Source organism: Microbacterium sp. cx-55 (assembly GCF_021117345.1).
Taxonomy (GTDB): Bacteria; Actinomycetota; Actinomycetes; order Actinomycetales; family Microbacteriaceae; genus Microbacterium.
On record NZ_CP088261.1, the window covers coordinates 1,283,213 to 1,300,356 of the forward strand.

A 17,144-nucleotide genomic window follows, 5' to 3' on the forward strand; every position below is an offset into this window, starting at 1 on the left:
GATCTCAGTCGGACTGCCCGGTGACGTCCTTGCCGTTGTCGTCACGTCGAGGGAGTATTCACCCTCTGCGCACACAGGAGAGAAGGACGTATCGGTGACATGAATCGGGGAGTCCGCGTAGGCGACGGACGCCGTGCCGACTATCGCAGCGGTCAGAGATGCGGCGGTGATGAGCGTCGCGACGATTGGACAGGTACGTCGGCGCAGGGGTATGGGGTGGGGCTCGTCAGCTTTCGCGAGACGAGCAGTATGCGAGAAAACCGACCGCATGCCAATTCGAGGAATCGAATACTGGCTTGGGCGGCGGGCACCTAAGCTCTACTGACGAAGAGGTGCCACTGCAATCCGACCATCCTGTCATCGCCGAGGAGTTCATTCATGGCGATCGTGACGCCCTTCACGCGCGCTCTTGGGGCTGAGCTACGAGTGCTGATGCGGGTCGCTACGACGGCAAGCCGATGGTGCGACTCCTCGACGCGTACGTACTCGGGGCGCTGGACGCGGGGACTGCGCGCACGAACGCCGAGAATGCGCCGAACATTGCATCCGCTCTAAGCGCCTGGGTCGACGGGGCAAGGATCCGTCGGAGCGCGATGCAGATGCCGCCGGACTCTCAAGACGTGCTGCGGGCAATGTGGGGGCAGCATGTGCATGAGACGATTGCCGAGGGGTATACGCCCGACTTGATCGCCTGGATCCGTGAACTGTTGGATTCGCGATTCGCTGAGTGACCCCCTGCATCGTCTACCCGGACATCGCCGGGATGGCCTAACTCATCACGGTCGTATGGGCCGTGGCGTTTCGCGGCTGATGGACTGAGCGGTGCGCGGCTGCTGGGCTCTGGGGAAGTCGGGAAAGCTGAGTTCGTTTCACTCGGGACACACGAGCGCGACTCTCGCGCAAGTGCCGACACCATTCGCGCCGGCGTGAAGTTCCAAAGAACCTGAGTTAGAACTTGCTATTTCTCGTGCCAAAGTTAGCCCCAGTCCAACACCTGGTACGGCTTGGCTATGCGAGAAGTCCGTGCGGTAGAACGGTTCGAAGACGCGCACGCGTTCGGCTGAACTCATGCCCACTCCTTTATCAATCACGTCGATTACTGCGTGCTCGCTCCTTTGGCTGAGCGCGACGGTGATCGTGGAAGTATCGGAACTGTACTGCGCAGCATTGGATAGAAGGATAGATACAATCCTTTCGACATCCGTCGGATCTGCCCAAGCCTTTAGCTGCGCATTGGTCGATTCCAAGTGAACGCAGCGTTTCCTCCCATGTGGAGATCGCAAGAATATTTCGATCGCCTTTCGGACGGTGGGTTCCAATTGAACGGCTGTCAAGTTGTCGGGCACATGCTGACGCCCGGCTGCGAGAAGTTGTTTGATTACGGCGAGCTGCTTTTCTCCAGCTCGGATGATCGAGTGAGCCGATTCCGTGGCTTCAGGCAACTCGCTGAGCAGTTCGGCGCGCCCGAGTATCACGGTGAGCGGTGTGCGCAATTCGTGTCCGACGGTTCGCAAGAATCGATCACGCGAATCGATGGCTTCCACTAGTTCGGTAACGTCGTGGGAGATCAGCACGTGCCCCATGATCTGATGGTCATTGCCGTCCTGGATCTCTCGAGCGGAGAACCGCATCACGCGTTCTCGGTCAGCGTCGATGAACCGCGCGGTCACGCCTTCGGAGAACTCGCCTGCTCGCATCCGGGCGGTGAAGCCAGGACCGAAAGAGACCGAGGACCCGTCTGCCGGCCGAGCTGATGGCGTGCCGTTGCCTGACGGCTGGTCAGCGAGGACAAGGTGGAGCTGCCGTGCGGCATCGTTCACGCTAACCGGGCGCCCATCGGCATCGAATATGACGATGCCTTCGGATGTCGAGTCAAGGACTGCGGCGAGAGTTGATGCGGTGCGCGAATTTTTCGTAGTGAGCCCGCGGACACGGTCGGCGGCATTCCCTAGGCCACGTTCCGTCTTCCAGAAACGTCGCGAGAACACGGCGATCGCGATCGCGAACGCCATCATGAATGCCGGAAAGGCCACGGCTCCCGTTAAGCCATCCAGGTCGACATAACCCTGGCGGATGAGAGGGTGGGCGCCGGCGTACGTAATTGCGACGGCGGCAACGAAGAGCAGCCGCGCGGGAAACGCAAATGCCAACCACGCCAACGGGAACATCAATCCAAAAGCGCTAGGTGTGAAGGATCTTACAAATACATCGCGAAGGAACGCCCAGACGACAAGATCGATGAGCGGGATGGCAGCTAGCCATACCGTCCCGGCGTCACTGCGGGGAAAACGCGCAGCGCCGAGTGCGGCCAAGGTGCCCGTTAGGACGAAGCCAAAAGAGACGAGGAACTCAGGCTGCATGAGGCCAATGTCAGACGCCGCCACGACGACCGCTCCAGTCAGCACTACGAGGAAGAACAGAACCTGGGGCGCGGGGTTTCGGCGTAGGTCTCCAATGCCCGGCGGCTCGGCTCGCAAAAGCGAGGCCTTAGCTCGTTCCGCACGCGGCCAGCTGACTTCCATTCCCGCCGTCCTTCACACTGCTGAAGCGCCCCGGGTCTGATGGAGACTCGCGCTATTTGACTCCCACGAGCTGATCGGCAGTGGTTTGGTCAGCATAGAATTTTTGCTTGAACTCGGCGAGTGGGATGTCACCGAGGTAGCCGTGGAGGCGCTGGGTGTCGTGCCAGTGCGACCATCCGAACGGCGACGCAGTGGTACCGGAAGGTCATCGCTTCCCGCGGCGGGTGATGCTCGCCACGGGTTGACAGATCTTCTCGGTGTCCATTACCGTATCAGTCATACGATTAACATATCACGAGGAGGTGATGGGGCAGTGGGCAAGAAGCCACGGACAGCCACGATGTGGCAGGTCGCTGAGCGTGCGGGCGTCTCGCAAGCCACGGTCTCCCTCGTGCTGAACAACGTCGGCGGAAGTCGCGTCAATGACGTCACTCGCGAGCGAGTGATGAATGCGGTCGCGGAACTCGGCTATCGCACCAACGCGTTCGCGAAGTCACTGCGAAGCGGCGAGTCGGGCATGATCGGCTTCATCTCTGACGAGGTCGCGAGCTCGCCGTTCGCTGGTCGCCTTTTGAAGGGTGCCCAGCTTCGTGCGTGGGAGTCGGGGAGCGTCATTCTCAGCGTGGATACGTTCAACGACCCGGACCTGGAAGCGGCTGCGATCGACATGATGCTGTCGTATCGAGTCAAGGGAGTCGTCTACGCGTCGATGTACCACCGTGCTGTCGACGTCCCCGCCGGGCTGCAGGGGATACCAACCGTCGTCGTCAACGCCCATGACCGATCCGACCGCGTCCCGAGCGTGTTCCCCGACGAAGAGGGCGGCGGCTACGCCGCCACCCGGCACCTCATTGAGGCGGGCCATGGCCGTGTCGCGATGATCAACATCCAACCCCCGGAGAGCGACCTTCCGGCAGGTATCGGTCGTCTCGCGGGCTACCGTCGCGCGCTCGCCGAGGCGGGTATCGCCGATGACCCCCGCCTGACCCGGAGCGGGACGGGCGTCGTCGAAGACGGGTTTTCCGCCACTCTCAATCTCCTCGCAGAGGCGGACCCGCCCACCGCGATTTTCTGCGGCAACGACCGCACCGCGTGGGGCGCGTATCGCGCGCTGGAATCTGCGGGTTTGAGGGTCGGTGAGGACTGCTCGATCATCGGGTTCGACAACCACGACATGCTGGCACCGTTCCTCGACCCCGGATTGACCACCGTCGAGCTGCCCTACGAGCAGATGGCGCGGCAAGCCCTCGACATCCTTCTCAGCGATACCCCCGACAGCCCCTCCCGAACGTCCGTCGAATGTTCACTGATCCTGCGCGGATCTGTGACGAGTGCAAAGGTGCGCACATGACCATCGAATCCCTACCCCTGGCTGAGGCGGCGAAGATCGCGCCACCGAAGAAGAAGAACCGGCTCCGTCTCCACGTCCGACGGGCGCTTCATTCTTGGCAGTTATACGTATTACTCGCGCCGGCCGTAGTCTACGTCGTAATTTTTAAGTACTGGCCGATGTACGGAGCACAGATCGCCTTCCGCGACTACAACCCCGCCCTCGGCTTCGCCGGCAGTCCGTGGGTCGGCCTCGAGCACTTCGTCCGCTTCGTCACTTCGTTCCAATTCGAACGCCTGATCGTGAACACCCTGACGGTGAACTCACTCGGACTGCTGATCGCGTTCCCCGTGCCGATCATCCTGGCTCTCGTGGTCAACCAACTGCAGAGCGAGCGATTCAAAAAGTTCACGCAGACCGTGCTGTACTCGCCGTCGTTCATCTCCGTAGTCGTCGTCGTCGGAATGATCTTCCTGCTCTTCTCACCGCGGTCGGGCATCGTGAACAACGCCATCGTCGCCTTCGGCGGTGAACCTGTCTTCTTCATGGGCTCGCCTGAGTGGTTCCGACCGCTGTACATCGGCTCGGACATCTGGCAGACGGCCGGGTTCTCGATGATCGTGTATCTCGCGGCGTTGACCGCGATCGATCCTTCGCTGCACGAGGCCGCACGCGTCGACGGGGCGAACAAGTGGCAGCGCATCCGTCACATCGACATCCCCGGCATCATGCCGGTGATCACAATCCTGTTCATCCTCGCCATCGGCAACCTCTTCAACCTCGGGTTCGAAAAGGTGCTGCTCATGCAGACCGATCTGAACCTCCCCACATCCGAAGTCATCCAGACCTACGTCTACAAGATCGGACTGCAGCAAGCGCAGTTCAGCTACTCAGCCGCGATCGGCCTGTTCAACTCCCTGATCAACCTCGTCCTGCTGCTGACCTTCAACTGGGTCGCCAAGCGGGCCGGACAATCGACCCTTTGGTGATGACGCCATGACACACACGATTCCAGCCCCGAAGACCGCGGCATCGGTGCCTTCCCCCGACGACTCGCAACCGCGCTCGCGTAGTCAACGGCCGCGCAGCGGCCGTTGGCGCGACCGCGCCGCCGATCCGATCTTCAACGTCGTGGCGATCGGGATGCTGCTCCTGGCCATCGTCGTCATCCTCTACCCGCTGTACTTCATTGTGATCGCTTCGGTCAGCGAGCCCTCCGAGATCCTCAACGGCAACGTCTGGCTGTGGCCCCAGGGATTCACGCTCGAGGGGTACGCGCGGATCTTCTCCGACTCGACGATCATCCGGGCCTTCGGCAACTCCGTGTTGTACACGGTCCTCGGCACGGCGATCAGCGTGGTCGCCATCCTCTGCGCCGCCTATGCGCTCTCACGCAAGGATCTCTACGGCCGAACGTTCTTCATGCTGCTGTTCATCATCACGATGTTCATCGACGGCGGTCTCATCGCCCGCTACCTGGTCGTTCGGGACCTGGGCATGCTCGACACCATCTGGGCGATCGTGCTGCCCGGGGCCATCGGCGTCTGGAACCTCATCATCGCGAGGGCGTTCTTCGAGAACAACGTGCCGGCCGAGCTGCGGGAGGCGGCACAACTCGATGGCGCCAACGACTTCCGGTTCTTCCTTCAGATCGTGCTCCCGCTCTCCAAGCCCCTCATCTTCCTGATGATCATGATCCACCTCGTCGCGAACTGGAACGCGTTCTTCGACGCACTGATCTTCCTCAATGACGAGAGCAAGTACCCGCTCCAGCTGGTGCTGCGCAATGTACTGATCCAGTCCGAGGTGAACTCCGCCGGAGGCACAGGGGCTCTGGACTCGTATGCCGCAGCTCAGCGCCTCGGAGAGCTGATCAAGTACGGAATGATCGTCGTCTCCACGATCCCCCTCCTGATCGTCCTCCCCTTCATGCAGAAGCACTTCACCAAGGGCGCCCTCCTCGGCGCGGTGAAGAGCTGATCGTGTCCTGCTCACCCGACGTAGCCCGCAGTCCCTTCGCACCGTTCCATCACCCAACAAGGAAGAACACCATGAGACACCGTCGTTTCCTCACCGCATCCGCCCTCGCCCTCACCGGCGCCGTTCTCCTCGCCGGCTGCTCCGGCGGGGGAGCCGATACCGAGATCGCCGACAAATCCGCCGACTTCGGCTTCAACGACGAGGGGCTCCCCATCGTCGAAGACACTCTCACGCTCACCTTCGGTGGCAGCAAGACGCCACTGGCTCCCGACTATTCGGAGATGGAACTCGTGCAGCAATGGGAGGCCGACACCAACATCGCGATCGAATGGGAGAACCTTCCCGATCAGGTATACGCCGAGAAGAAGAACCTGATGCTGGCCAGTGGTGACCTTCCCGACGTCCTGTTCAACTCCGGACTCTCGGATGCCGAGATCGTGCAGAACGGCAGCAACGGCACGCTCCTTCCGTTGGAAGACCTCATCGATGAGTACGCTCCAACCCTCACCGGCATCCTCGACTCGCGACCCGACATCCGCGCGGCAATCACCGCGTCAGACGGGCACATCTACACGCTCCCATCCGTCGAAGAGTTGGGGCTCGTGCAATACCCGAACTTCCTCTACATCAACACCGCGTGGCTGAGCGCGCTCGGACTGCCGATGCCGACCACGATCGACGAGTACCACGACGCGCTCGAGGCGTTCAAGACGCAGGATCCGAACGGCAACGGCGCCGCGGACGAGATTCCCCTCTCGTTTCGCACGGACTCGTTCTGCGCTAACCCCAACGACCTGATCGCCGCGCTCGGCGGGCAGCCCGAGAACAACGATCACCGCATCGTTCGTGATGACGAAGTGCAGTTCACGGCCAACACCGACGGCTTCAAGAACGGCGTGACCGCGCTCGGCGACTGGTACGCCGACGGGCTCATCGATCCCGAGTCGTTCTCGCAGGACGACGTCGCGTACCTCTCCAAGGGCAAGTCGAGCACCCCGATCCTCGGGTCGTTCTTCTGGTGGGAGGCGAAGGAGATGGTCGGCGACGATCGGGTCGGCGACTATGCACTGCTCGGCATCCTCGAGGGCGTCGACGGACAGAAGCTCGCTAGCGTCGCCAACAACCAGGAGATCGGTCGCGGCGCGATGGCCATCACCCGCGCGAACGAGTATCCGGCCGCCACGATGCGCTGGGCAGATCGGCTGTTCGAGCCCGTGATGTCCGCGCAGTCGAACTGGGGTCCGATCGGCGTCACCCTTGAAGAGAACGCCGACGGCGTTCTCGTGCAGATCCCGGCAGCGGCAGGTGAGTCCGAGGGCGAGCGTCGCCAGCGCGTCGCACCTGGCGGGCCCAAGATCACGACCGCGGACGATTTCGTGACCGTCGTCGCACCTGAGCCGCGAGCGAAGGAACGTCAGGATCTCGTCACCGAGTTCTACGCACCGTTCCAGGCCAACGATGCCTACCCGCCCGTGATGCTCTCGAACGAGGAACTCGACCAGGTCTCGCTCGCGAACACAGACATCAACACGCTCGTCAAAGAGAAGTTCGCATCGTGGATCGTGAACGGCACGATCGACGGTGAGTGGGACGCATACGTCTCGCAGCTGCAGACACTCGGCGTCGACGATGTCGTCGCCACCTACCAGCAGGCTTACGACCGGTTCCAGCAGGGCGGCAAGTAGCCGTCTCTCGGGCGGGCGGACCCCGAAATCCGCCCGCCCGCGCGAATTCATCCGACCGGCCGCCGCATCGCCTCGATCACGCCAGGAGCACCCGTGACCACGCCTTCGACCACCACGCCCGACAGCCTCTCCCTGCGGCCCACGGCGCACTTCACCGCGGCGAGCACGTGGCTGAACGACCCGAACGGCCTTCTGTTCCACGAAGGGAAGTACCACCTCTTCTTCCAGAACAACCCTCACGGGAGCACCTGGGGAAACATCTCGTGGGGGCACGCCACGTCGGCCGACCTCGTGACGTGGGAAGAGCACGACATCGCCATTCCTGCCACGGACGACGAGATGGCGTTCTCTGGCAGTGCCGTGGTGGATGAGCGCAACACGGCGGGGTTCGCAGGACCTGGCCAATGCGCCCTGGTGGCCGTTTATACGAGTGCCCGTCCACCGCGAGGGGACGCGCCGGCGTCCCAAACCCAGTCCCTTGCCTTCAGCCTCGATGACGGAGCGACCTGGACGCGGTACGCAGGCAATCCAGTGCTCGACATCGGATCCGCCGAGTTCCGTGACCCGAAGGTGTTCTGGCACGGAGGTGACGACGGTCATTGGGTGATGGTCGCCGTCGAGGCTGTCGAGCGGCGGGTGGTGCTCTACACGTCGCCTGACCTCATCACGTGGACTTACGCATCGCACTTCGGACCTGCGCACGCCGTAGGAGGCGTGTGGGAGTGCCCCGACCTCTTCGCGCTGAGGATCGGCGATAGCGATGAGACACGCTGGGTGCTCGTGGTCAGCATGAACCCCGGCGGCATCGCCGGCGGTTCCGGAACTCAGTACTTCGTGGGGAACTTCGATGGGTTCACCTTCACGGCGGACCGAGTGACCGACTCGACCGACCCCGAGGACTACGACTGGCTCGACTATGGGCGCGACTACTATGCCGCTGTGTCGTTCAACAACGTGCCAGACGGTCGACGGCTCATGATCGGCTGGGCGAGCAACTGGGACTACGCGAACGACACTCCGACCCATCCATGGCGCTCTGCGATGTCGCTCGTGCGAGAGGTGACACTCGTCCGGACCGCTGAGGGCAGGCTCCGACTCGTCCAGCGGCCGGTGCTGCCACTCGATCAGGCGGGCCTCACGGACTTCGCGGTGAGCGTGCCGTGCGGACCGGGTGACCGAAACGCCGTCGTACTTTCCAGCGAGGCGGGCGATCGACTCGTGATCACCGTCGACGGCGAAGACCGCAGCATCATCTGCGACCGGACGCAGAGCGGTGCGACCGACTTCCACACCGAGTACCCCTCGGTCGACTGGGCTCCGATTCCCGCTGGATTCGACACTGTCCTCGATCTGAGGATCATTGTCGATGCGATGATCGTCGAGATCTACGCGGGGGGTGGTCTGGTCACATTCACAGAGCAGGTATTTCCCGCCGCTCCGCTCGATTCCATCCGCGTTGAATCGCGCGACACGGACGGCTGAGCGGATGGAGCGGACTTTCGACCTCGACGTTCTCGTGATCGGTGAGGCTCTCATCGACATCGTCGACACGGGCACCGAGGTCACCGAGCACGTGGGCGGCAGCCCCGCTAATGTCGCGCTCGGGCTCGGCCGGCTGGGGGCGTCCGTGGGTCTCCTCACCCACCTTGCTGATGATGCGCGAGGACGAAAGATCGTCGGTCACCTGACCGCCTCCGGCGTACACACACTGCCCGAGTCATACTCGGCGCGGGCGACGTCCGTTGCGATTGCGAAGATCGCGTCGGACGGGCATGCGGACTACGAGTTTGAACTAGCCTGGGAGACCGCCACCAGCCCGCTCCTTGACTCGCCGCCGCGCATCGTGCACACAGGGTCTGTGGCCACATTCATGGAGCCCGGCGCGACCGCGGTCCGAGAATTTCTGCGGCGCTCGTCAGCGCAAGAGATCACGTTCGACCCGAACATCCGGCCCGCCTTGGTTGGATCGCACGCGGACGCGCTTGCGGCATTCGAGGCTTTCGCACGCATCGCCACCGTCGTGAAGATGAGCGACGAAGACGCAGCGTGGCTCTACCCAGCGACACCCCCGGACGAGGTGCTCCGTTCTGTACTCCATCTCGGCCCCCGTCTCGTGGCGATCACGCTCGGGGCGGAAGGCGCACTTGTCGCCAATGCCGAAAACATCGTCCGTATACCTGCAGTTAAGGTCGACGCTGTCGACACCATCGGAGCCGGTGACACTTTCATGGCATCCCTCATTCTCGACATCCTGACTTTCGGCAGTCAGGGGCTCAACCACGACTCTCTCGAGCGCTTCGGCCTCAATGCGGTGCAGTCAGCGGCTATGACCGTGTCTCGCAAAGGTGCTGATCTTCCTCGGCTCGACGACCTTCCAGATCGCCAATGATGCCCTCCGCCACCACTCCTTCACGCCGCGGAAACACGCGGAAAATGGGTCTCCGTGGGCGTCTCTGGTCAGCTCTGGTCGACATAGGAAACTGGCTCGGGTTGCCCTGGGGTGAAGGGGTCGCAGGTTGAAATCCTGTCATCTCGATAGAGACGAGAATGGGTCCGCCCTGGCGGGCCCATTCTCGTTCGCCCTGGGAAGGCCCTCGCTGGGGAGTCTCGGCGTCGATATCGTCATCCCATGAGCGCTCACCGGTCCTGGGACGACAGCGATGCGGAACAACTTCTGCGCACCGACAACGACGAGCGCGATGCTCAGGACTTCTCCGACTACTTCGCTTTGTGGATGCGTCAGAGCGCTTACATCAATGTCAACCGTCGTATCAAGGATCACCTCGTGCGTGACTGGCAGGTCCCGCGCCTCCCCGGAAGCAGTCAGAAGCGTCCGCGCCGCTACGCCGACGGGATCCCGTGGTCGATGAGCGCCCGAGATCTCCTCTTCTCGCTGGAACTCGGAAAGCCTCTGAGTGGCAGCATCGTCTTCGAGCACGTCCGTCCGCTCCAGAACACCGTCGCACAACTTACTGCGGCTTATGTACAAGGCGATGGACGTGACGGCCCGTCGATGCTCGAGATTCTTCGACGTGTGCATACGGGCTGGTGCTTCGCCGTCGTCACCAAATCCGAGGACACGACGATCAAACGGCGGGCCGAGGACGACATCTCCGGTAGCCAGAAGTATGCGGAATTGCAGGGTGGGAGTGCAGGGTTCGAGCTGCTGCGCGACGACCCCCGTTTCGCTATGCGCTTCTCGTAGAACTGACATTCCGCATGAGGTGTCTGTTGTCCGTCTCCGCAACGCGCGCCACCGAGAGCTGATCCTCGGACACGGTGAGGGGTGCACCGTCGGCTCGAAGAGAGTGGGGTTCACGGCGACGCCCGCCCGTCAATCGATACGCTCGCACCGTGAAGACACGGCGTAAACCACGCCGCGGGATGGCGTCGCTGCCGCTCATGCGCGGCATCCCCATCGGCGCCACCGCCGGACTCCTGATTGGAGCGGCGGCGGGAAATCCGGGCATCGGCGCAGCCATCGGAGTGCCGGCCGGGCTCGGAGTCGGTCTCGTCGCAACCGTGATCTGGGAACAGTTGCGCCGCTGACATCCGAGCCAACGACGCCTCGTCGAGCTCCGAGCGGCGATCACCGCCCTGTCCCGATGTCCCGCTCCGGGACTAGCCTGGCCGCACGCTCGCCGTCACGCCGGGCGCTGACGCCGGGAGGGCACCGACATGGGACTGCTGCGCTACTCGATCAACGTCACGCTCGACGGATGCTGCCACCACGAGGCGGGACTACCTCCCGACGAGGAGTCGATGGCGTACTGGACGGCGCGGATCGCGGAGGCCGATGCCCTGATCTACGGCCGCCTCACCTACGAGATGATGGAGTCCGCGTGGCGGCGACCCGCATCCGGACCTTGGCCTGACTGGATGACCGCACGGGACATCCCCTTCGCCGAGAGCATCGATCGGGCGAAGAAGTACGTCGTTTCCGGCACGCTCGACGCCGTCGACTGGAACGCGGAACTGCTCGCCGGCGACCTGGCCGCGGAGATCCGGCGCATCACGCGAGGATCGAACGGGATCCTGGCGGTGGGTGGCGTCACCCTGCCGCTCGCCCTGGCAGACCTCGGACTCATAGACGAGTACGAGTTCCTCGTGCATCCGGTCCTCGCGGGACGCGGACCGACGTTGCTGTCCGGACTGCGCGAACGTATTTCCCTTGAAGTGATTGATCGCCGCGAGTTCCCCTCGGGAGTGATCGCCCAGCGGTACCGGCCGATCCTGGTGTCGGAATGAGGGAGGGGGAGCCAACGGGGCGACGCACCTTGTGGTGGGTTCTGCTGCTCGTCGCGTCCTCGGTCACCTTGGTGACGGTCAGCATGATCGTCTTCGCCGGCATCGGGAACTGGTTCACTCCGGTCGGTTCCGCCTGCACAGCCGTGGCGAGCGCGCTTCAGCTGCGAGCTCGCGGGAGGCCAGATGCGTGACCCACGCAGATCGAACGGACGTGGACTCGAGATCTTTCACGCCGTCCTGGCCGTCGCCGCGCTCGTTCTGATCGCCGTCGGCCTATTGGCGAGCATGTCGGGCTCGGACATCAGCGTCTGGACGTTCGTTGTCGGCGGCTACTTGGCGCTGCAGAGCATCCTGAGTTGGGGATGGCACCGTCATCGTCGGCTCGCGAGCCTCGAATCGAATGACGAGACCGCGCCCGGTGCGTGATACGTGAGCGTCGGCAAAACGCCCGGGGCATCCGTCCGCGGGATGTGGAGACTATGACCGAACGCTCAGGCGTGCGGCGAAAGGGTCGGACGGATCGTTCCAGGCGCATCCAGGCACACATGAACCGATTCGGCGGGGCTCTGTTTGTCATAGTCGGGTGCCTGTTCATCATCCTGGTCTTCCTTGGCGACTTGCCGCCGACGCAGCAGGGCCGTTGATACGGCGTGAAGCGTCTCGCCGGAAAGGGGACCCCTACCGGGCGAGAGCGAGGCCGGCGAGCTCGGCGCGGGTGCGCGCGCCGGCCTTCCGGAGCAGGTTCGAGACGTGGAACTTCACGGTGTTGTCGCTGATGCCGAGGTGCTTCGCGATGTCACGATTGCGGGCTCCCGACGCCACGAGGCGAAGCACCTCGCGTTCGCGGGCAGACAGAGAGACCGCGCCCACGAGCGGCTCGGGATCGGCCGGCGGATCGAGCGGCAACCGGATCTCGAGCGATGACCCCCATCCGGTCGTCGACGAGACCGCCAGTTCGCCATCGAGCGCGGAGACCCGCTCGGCGATCGGACGCAGCGAATCGTCGTGCGCGGTGAGCTCGCCCTTTCCGTCGTCGCGGATGCCGATCAACAAGTTCAGGCCGTCGCAATCCCACTGGATGCGCACCCGGCGCGACTCGCCCGCATCGACGAACGCGAGCACCGCGTTCCGCACGATCACGCGGGCCGCGTGCGCCACCTCGCCGGGAAGAGCGCGCCCCGTGACGGGCGGCTCGACGAACTGCACATCGAGATCGCCGAAACGCACGAGGGGCCGCAGATCGTTGCGAAGCCGCGCAAAAGCACCGACGACCGGCTCGAGCACGCTGCTGCGCTGCTGGTCCGTCACCATCCGAAGACCGACCAACGCGCTCGCCGCCACATCGATCGCCATCGTGCGGGCGGCGCGGTCGTCGAGGCGGTCGGAGCGCAGAATCGCGAGCATCGACTCGAGGGTCACGGCGTGCTCGTCGGCATGATCGGTCACCGCGCGCGCCTGCGCGACCTGCTCGCGTCGAGCGGTCGCCGAGCGGAGCGCCTCCTGTTCATCCATCCCTCCACCGTACGCGCCACCTACCCGAACGGATAGCTGACCCGTTCGGGTAGGAAAGACTGGTCTGTCGGGTGGGCGCCCGCGACCACGGAACGTTCGACGATGGATGCATGGACGTACTGGAAGCCGGCGTCGGGTACTCGCTCACCCGCATCCGAAACGAATTGGATGCGGTCATCGATGAGCTCGTGCACCGCGACCCGCTCGCCCTGGCCCGCACAGCCGACCTCATCTCCGCCGCGCCGCGGGTCTTCGTCTTCGGTGCCGGCCGATCGGGCCTCGCCCTGCGGATGACCGCCATGCGTTTCATGCACCTCGGACTCGACGCCCACGTCGTCGGCGAAGTGACCGCGCCCGCCATCGGGAAGGATGACCTCCTCCTCGTCGCCAGTGGCTCCGGCACGACCGGCGGCATCGTGGGCGCCGCATCCACCGCGATCGACGCCGGTGCCCGCGTCGCCGCCATCACCACGGCGCCGCACTCGCCGCTCGCCGGCCTCGCCGCCGCGACCATCATCGTGCCGGCCGCCGACAAGCTCGACCGCTCGGGCACCGCATCCGCCCAGTACGCCGGCTCGCTTTTCGAACAGACGGTCATGATCCTCGGCGATGCGCTCTTCCACGCGCTCTGGCAGCGCAGCGGACAGACCGCCGACGAGCTCTGGCCGCGCCACGCGAACATCGAATAGCCGCCGAGCCCCCTCTCTCGACCTCCCTTCCGCGATACGAAAAGGAACACAATGAAGCTGCAATTCGCCATGGACACCCTCACTACCGAGGCCGCTCTCGAACTCGCTGCCGCCGCCGCGCCGCACGTCGACATCCTCGAGCTCGGAACGCCGCTCATCAAGAGCGCGGGCCTGTCGGCCATCACCGCGATCAAGTCCGCGCACCCCGACAAGATCGTCTTCGCCGACCTGAAGACCATGGATGCCGGCGAGCTCGAAGCCGACATCGCGTTCGCCGCCGGAGCCGACCTCGTCACCGTGCTGGGAGCTGCCGGCGACAGCACCATCGTGGGCGCCGTGAAGGCGGCCAAGAAGCACGGCAAGGGCGTCGTCGTCGACCTCATCGGCGTCGCTGACAAGCCCGCGCGCGCCAAGGAGGTCGTCGCGCTCGGCGTCGAGTTCGTCGAGATGCACGCGGGGCTCGACGAGCAGGCCGAAGAAGGTTTCACCTTCGCGACGCTGCTGAGCGACGGCGCCGCATCCGGCGTCCCGTTCTCCGTGGCCGGCGGAATCAACGCGACGACGATCGCCTCGGTGCAGGAATCGGGCGCGCAGGTCGCCGTCGCGGGCGGCGCGATCTACGGCGCTCCCGACGTCGGCGCCGCCGCGGCGGAGCTGCGCGCGGCCATCGTCTGAGCCGGTACTGACGGGCGGGGGAGTCGGCGCTCGGCGTCGGCTCCCTTCTTGGCGCGCGCCCCGGGCGGTACCAAGATGAGCGCCAGCTTCGATGTCGAGGGTGGGCCCTTCGCTCAGGACGAGAGCACGGCGGGAGAGCCGGAGTCTCTCCTCTTGCTGTCCCCGGTCGAATCGTAGAGTTCGCGCGCTGCACTCACGGAGTCGAAGTTGGTCTCCGCCCATGCTTTGAACTGTGTGGCCACCGAGAAAAGAGAACACCCGAGATCGGTCGCTTGATATGTGACCGTGACCGGGACGGTGGGCTCGACGGAGCGAGTGACCAGGCCGTCTCGTTCCATGCTCCGAAGGGTTTGCGTGAGCATCTTGGGGCTGACGCCCGCCATCAATCTGTTGAGTTCGGAGTACCTCTTGGCGCCCCCCGACAACGCATTCAGAACGAGGAGAAGCCACTTGTCTGTCAGCGTCGAGAAGAGTTGTCTGCTCGGGCAGCTCGATAGGAAGACGTCGTATGCCTCTTTCGCCGCGCTTTTTTGAACGGCTGCGGTGCGTGTGGTCATGACGAGTATTCCTCCTAGATAGCTACGCACTTGCGGGTACGTACTTCCTGAAGAATAGCGCGCGGCGCACACTTGAGGAATCGTCGGCGCATGAGCCGGCGAGCACTTCACACAGAGGAAAGGCTTCGTCACCATGCGCGCAGCTGTTGTCACGGTTCCCGGCGGTCCGGATTCGATCAGGATCGTCGAGGTCGCCACCCCGTCGCCGGGTCCACGGGAGGTGCTCGTGCGCGTGGAAGCTGCGGGAGTCAACCCCGTCGATGCGCAGACTCGCGCGGGTTTCTATCACTCCCTGGGGTGGGCGACGAAGTCGCCCGTTGGGCTGGGCTGGGATGTCTCCGGAGTCATCGAAGCGGTCGGTCCGGGAGTGACGCGGGTGTCTGTGGGGTCGCTCGTTGCGGGTATGACGGGCATGGTCGATCGGGATCTGGGAACGTACGCCGACGCGGTCGTGCTTCCAGAGAACGCGGTGGCGGTACGCCCCCGTGAGCTCAGCGCGATCGACGCGGCAACCGTACCGTTGAGCGCCTTGACCGCGAGTCAGGCGCTCGATCTCGCTGGCGCTGCGCGCGGTCGGTCGTTGCTGATCACGGGGGCCGCAGGCTCGGTCGGAGGCTTCGCTCTGGTCCTGGCTGCAGAACGAGGCTTCGCGGTGACCGGTCTGGCGAGAGAGTCGGATCGCGTCTTCGTCGAATCCACCGGCGCGACTCTGATCACCTCGCTCCCCGGATCGCCGACCTACGCAGCGGTCCTAGATGCGGCGACGATCGGAGAGACCGCTCTCGCTTCGGTGGAAGACGCCGGGATCTACATCGGTGTGGCGCCCTCTGCCGTGCCTGAGGCAGAGCGTGAGATCTCGGTCTCCGCCGTGGGTGCTCATGCGGATAGCAGAGTGCTGGGTGAGCTTCTCGCGGGCGTGACCAGCGGTGCATACCCAGCGCGCGTGCACAGTGTCATCCCGCTCTCCGAGGCGTTTCGCGCCCACCATCAGCTGGAGACCGGAGGATTTCGAGGAAAGATCATCATCGTTCCGTGAGAGTGCTCCGGCGGGGGCCTCAGCGGGGGAGTTGATTCATCTTTCGGATCTGCTTGTCGAACGTGCCGACAGGGGCGAAGCGAGTCAGCATGCTGGCGCTGCCGGCGAGACGGCCGGCGGTGTAGCGAAGCTTGGGCGTCGGGTTGATCGCAGCCTTCACGATGACTTCGGCGACGACAGCGGGCTCGTCACCCGCTTCAATCGCTTTTGCCATCACGCGCGCAAACGTGTCGCGCTGTTCCGTGTACGCGGGGAGCAGCGCGTCCGGACGCGTGCTGCTGGCCTCGAAAGCGGTCTTCGTGTACGCGGGCTCCACGAGGATCGAACGGATTCCGTATTGCCGGACCTCATGGTCCAGTGACTGCGAGTAACCCTCGATGGCGTGCTTGGATGCGCCGTAGACGGCCATGAAGGGTGCGGGCATGAATCCTTGGACCGACGAGACGTTGATGATGTGGCCCGTGCCGCGTGCTCGCATGTGGGGCAGTACGGCTTTCACCATCCGCATGACGCCGAATACGTTGACGTCGAAAACCATCTGGGCCTGCGCGATGGAGGTTTCTTCGGCGGCTCCCACCGAACCGAAGCCGGCGTTGTTGACCAGCACGTCGATGCGGCCGTGCCGGGTGATGACGTCATCCACGGCTGTCTCGACGGACGCGTCGTTGGTGACATCGAGTTCGATCAGGTCGACGCCGGATGCGGGTGCGGCGCCCGTCGCGCGGCGGCTGGTGCCGACGACGACGAATCCGGCGTCGACCAGAGCGGACGCCGCTGACTTACCGATACCAGACGATGCTCCTGTGACGAGCGCGACACGTTTGCTGGAGAGAACCACGGAGACCTCAATCTTTAGATGATGATCGTAAGGTTATGGTTAACGGGGCGACAGCGCAACCTCGCCAAGCGA

Annotated in this window: 17 protein-coding genes; 13 read left to right on the forward strand and 4 right to left on the reverse strand. The window is 64.0% G+C overall.

The genetic code is table 11. From position 1 onward, the window contains the following. Positions 1 to 869 precede the first annotated feature (869 nt). The gene (locus LQ938_RS05900) at positions 870 to 2,522 is read right to left on the reverse strand and encodes a sensor histidine kinase (RefSeq protein WP_223721537.1); all 1,653 of its coding nucleotides are present in this window, start codon (positions 2,520 to 2,522) and stop codon (positions 870 to 872) included. A gap of 340 nt (positions 2,523 to 2,862) precedes the next feature. Between LQ938_RS05900 and LQ938_RS05905 the strand changes: the two genes are divergently transcribed. The 10 genes from LQ938_RS05905 (at position 2,863) to LQ938_RS05950 (ending at position 12,191) form a co-directional block, all read left to right on the forward strand. Continuing rightward, positions 2,863 to 3,873, forward strand: a complete 1,011-nt coding sequence (locus LQ938_RS05905; RefSeq protein WP_223721642.1) for a LacI family DNA-binding transcriptional regulator — start codon at positions 2,863 to 2,865, stop codon at positions 3,871 to 3,873. Positions 3,874 to 4,031: 158 nt separating this feature from the next. After that, a complete protein-coding gene (locus LQ938_RS05910; protein ID WP_223721536.1) occupies positions 4,032 to 4,841 on the forward strand; it encodes an ABC transporter permease in 810 nt (269 codons plus the stop codon). A gap of 7 nt (positions 4,842 to 4,848) precedes the next feature. Continuing rightward, positions 4,849 to 5,832, forward strand: coding sequence for a carbohydrate ABC transporter permease (locus LQ938_RS05915; protein ID WP_223721535.1), 984 nt, complete (start codon positions 4,849 to 4,851; stop codon positions 5,830 to 5,832). A gap of 71 nt (positions 5,833 to 5,903) precedes the next feature. Then, entirely contained in the window at positions 5,904 to 7,517 is a 1,614-nt protein-coding gene (locus LQ938_RS05920; protein WP_223721534.1) for an ABC transporter substrate-binding protein, read from the forward strand. Between the two features lie 93 nt (positions 7,518 to 7,610). After that, positions 7,611 to 8,999 (forward strand): glycoside hydrolase family 32 protein, encoded by a 1,389-nt coding sequence (locus LQ938_RS05925; protein WP_223721533.1) that lies wholly within the window; start codon positions 7,611 to 7,613, stop codon positions 8,997 to 8,999. A gap of 4 nt (positions 9,000 to 9,003) precedes the next feature. Continuing rightward, positions 9,004 to 9,906: a carbohydrate kinase family protein gene (locus LQ938_RS05930; RefSeq protein WP_223721532.1), complete on the forward strand. Its 903-nt coding sequence runs from the start codon at positions 9,004 to 9,006 to the stop codon at positions 9,904 to 9,906. Between the two features lie 240 nt (positions 9,907 to 10,146). Continuing rightward, the gene (locus tag LQ938_RS05935; RefSeq protein WP_223721531.1) at positions 10,147 to 10,722 is read left to right on the forward strand and encodes a hypothetical protein; all 576 of its coding nucleotides are present in this window, start codon (positions 10,147 to 10,149) and stop codon (positions 10,720 to 10,722) included. 149 nt (positions 10,723 to 10,871) lie between these two features. Next, a complete protein-coding gene (locus LQ938_RS05940; protein ID WP_223721530.1) occupies positions 10,872 to 11,066 on the forward strand; it encodes a hypothetical protein in 195 nt (64 codons plus the stop codon). Between the two features lie 129 nt (positions 11,067 to 11,195). Then, a complete protein-coding gene (locus LQ938_RS05945; RefSeq protein ID WP_223721529.1) occupies positions 11,196 to 11,765 on the forward strand; it encodes a dihydrofolate reductase family protein in 570 nt (189 codons plus the stop codon). Positions 11,766 to 11,948: 183 nt separating this feature from the next. After that, the gene (locus tag LQ938_RS05950) at positions 11,949 to 12,191 is read left to right on the forward strand and encodes a hypothetical protein (protein WP_223721528.1); all 243 of its coding nucleotides are present in this window, start codon (positions 11,949 to 11,951) and stop codon (positions 12,189 to 12,191) included. Positions 12,192 to 12,443: 252 nt separating this feature from the next. Here LQ938_RS05950 and LQ938_RS05955 read toward each other — a convergent pair whose 3' ends face one another. Next, entirely contained in the window at positions 12,444 to 13,277 is an 834-nt protein-coding gene (locus LQ938_RS05955; protein ID WP_223721527.1) for a helix-turn-helix transcriptional regulator, read from the reverse strand. Between the two features lie 110 nt (positions 13,278 to 13,387). Here LQ938_RS05955 and hxlB point away from each other — a divergent pair, with 110 nt between their 5' ends. Beyond that, positions 13,388 to 13,966 carry a 6-phospho-3-hexuloisomerase gene (hxlB, locus tag LQ938_RS05960; protein ID WP_223721526.1) on the forward strand — a complete coding sequence of 193 codons (579 nt, stop codon included), beginning with the start codon at positions 13,388 to 13,390 and terminating at the stop codon, positions 13,964 to 13,966. Between the two features lie 51 nt (positions 13,967 to 14,017). Continuing rightward, positions 14,018 to 14,641 carry a 3-hexulose-6-phosphate synthase gene (gene hxlA / locus LQ938_RS05965; protein WP_223721525.1) on the forward strand — a complete coding sequence of 208 codons (624 nt, stop codon included), beginning with the start codon at positions 14,018 to 14,020 and terminating at the stop codon, positions 14,639 to 14,641. A gap of 113 nt (positions 14,642 to 14,754) precedes the next feature. Here the strand turns inward: hxlA and LQ938_RS05970 are convergent, their stop codons facing one another. Next, on the reverse strand, positions 14,755 to 15,198 hold the full coding sequence (locus LQ938_RS05970) for a winged helix-turn-helix transcriptional regulator (RefSeq protein ID WP_223721524.1): 444 nt from the start codon (positions 15,196 to 15,198) through the stop codon (positions 14,755 to 14,757). 133 nt (positions 15,199 to 15,331) lie between these two features. Here LQ938_RS05970 and LQ938_RS05975 point away from each other — a divergent pair, with 133 nt between their 5' ends. After that, a complete protein-coding gene (locus LQ938_RS05975; RefSeq protein WP_223721523.1) occupies positions 15,332 to 16,234 on the forward strand; it encodes an NADP-dependent oxidoreductase in 903 nt (300 codons plus the stop codon). Between the two features lie 19 nt (positions 16,235 to 16,253). Here the strand turns inward: LQ938_RS05975 and LQ938_RS05980 are convergent, their stop codons facing one another. Next, entirely contained in the window at positions 16,254 to 17,072 is an 819-nt protein-coding gene (locus LQ938_RS05980) for an oxidoreductase (RefSeq protein ID WP_223721522.1), read from the reverse strand. Positions 17,073 to 17,144 lie beyond the last annotated feature (72 nt).

Coding starts and splice junctions, on each gene's coding strand:
- LQ938_RS05900 (WP_223721537.1), bottom strand. CDS start 2,522: ATGGAAGTCAGCTGGCCGCGTGCGGAACGAGCTAAGGCCTCGCTTTTG.
- LQ938_RS05905 (WP_223721642.1), top strand. CDS start 2,863: ATGTGGCAGGTCGCTGAGCGTGCGGGCGTCTCGCAAGCCACGGTCTCC.
- LQ938_RS05910 (WP_223721536.1), top strand. CDS start 4,032: ATGTACGGAGCACAGATCGCCTTCCGCGACTACAACCCCGCCCTCGGC.
- LQ938_RS05915 (WP_223721535.1), top strand. CDS start 4,849: ATGACACACACGATTCCAGCCCCGAAGACCGCGGCATCGGTGCCTTCC.
- LQ938_RS05920 (WP_223721534.1), top strand. CDS start 5,904: ATGAGACACCGTCGTTTCCTCACCGCATCCGCCCTCGCCCTCACCGGC.
- LQ938_RS05930 (WP_223721532.1), top strand. CDS start 9,004: ATGGAGCGGACTTTCGACCTCGACGTTCTCGTGATCGGTGAGGCTCTC.
- LQ938_RS05935 (WP_223721531.1), top strand. CDS start 10,147: ATGAGCGCTCACCGGTCCTGGGACGACAGCGATGCGGAACAACTTCTG.
- LQ938_RS05945 (WP_223721529.1), top strand. CDS start 11,196: ATGGGACTGCTGCGCTACTCGATCAACGTCACGCTCGACGGATGCTGC.
- LQ938_RS05950 (WP_223721528.1), top strand. CDS start 11,949: ATGCGTGACCCACGCAGATCGAACGGACGTGGACTCGAGATCTTTCAC.
- LQ938_RS05955 (WP_223721527.1), bottom strand. CDS start 13,277: ATGGATGAACAGGAGGCGCTCCGCTCGGCGACCGCTCGACGCGAGCAG.
- hxlB (WP_223721526.1), top strand. CDS start 13,388: ATGGACGTACTGGAAGCCGGCGTCGGGTACTCGCTCACCCGCATCCGA.
- hxlA (WP_223721525.1), top strand. CDS start 14,018: ATGAAGCTGCAATTCGCCATGGACACCCTCACTACCGAGGCCGCTCTC.
- LQ938_RS05970 (WP_223721524.1), bottom strand. CDS start 15,198: ATGACCACACGCACCGCAGCCGTTCAAAAAAGCGCGGCGAAAGAGGCA.
- LQ938_RS05975 (WP_223721523.1), top strand. CDS start 15,332: ATGCGCGCAGCTGTTGTCACGGTTCCCGGCGGTCCGGATTCGATCAGG.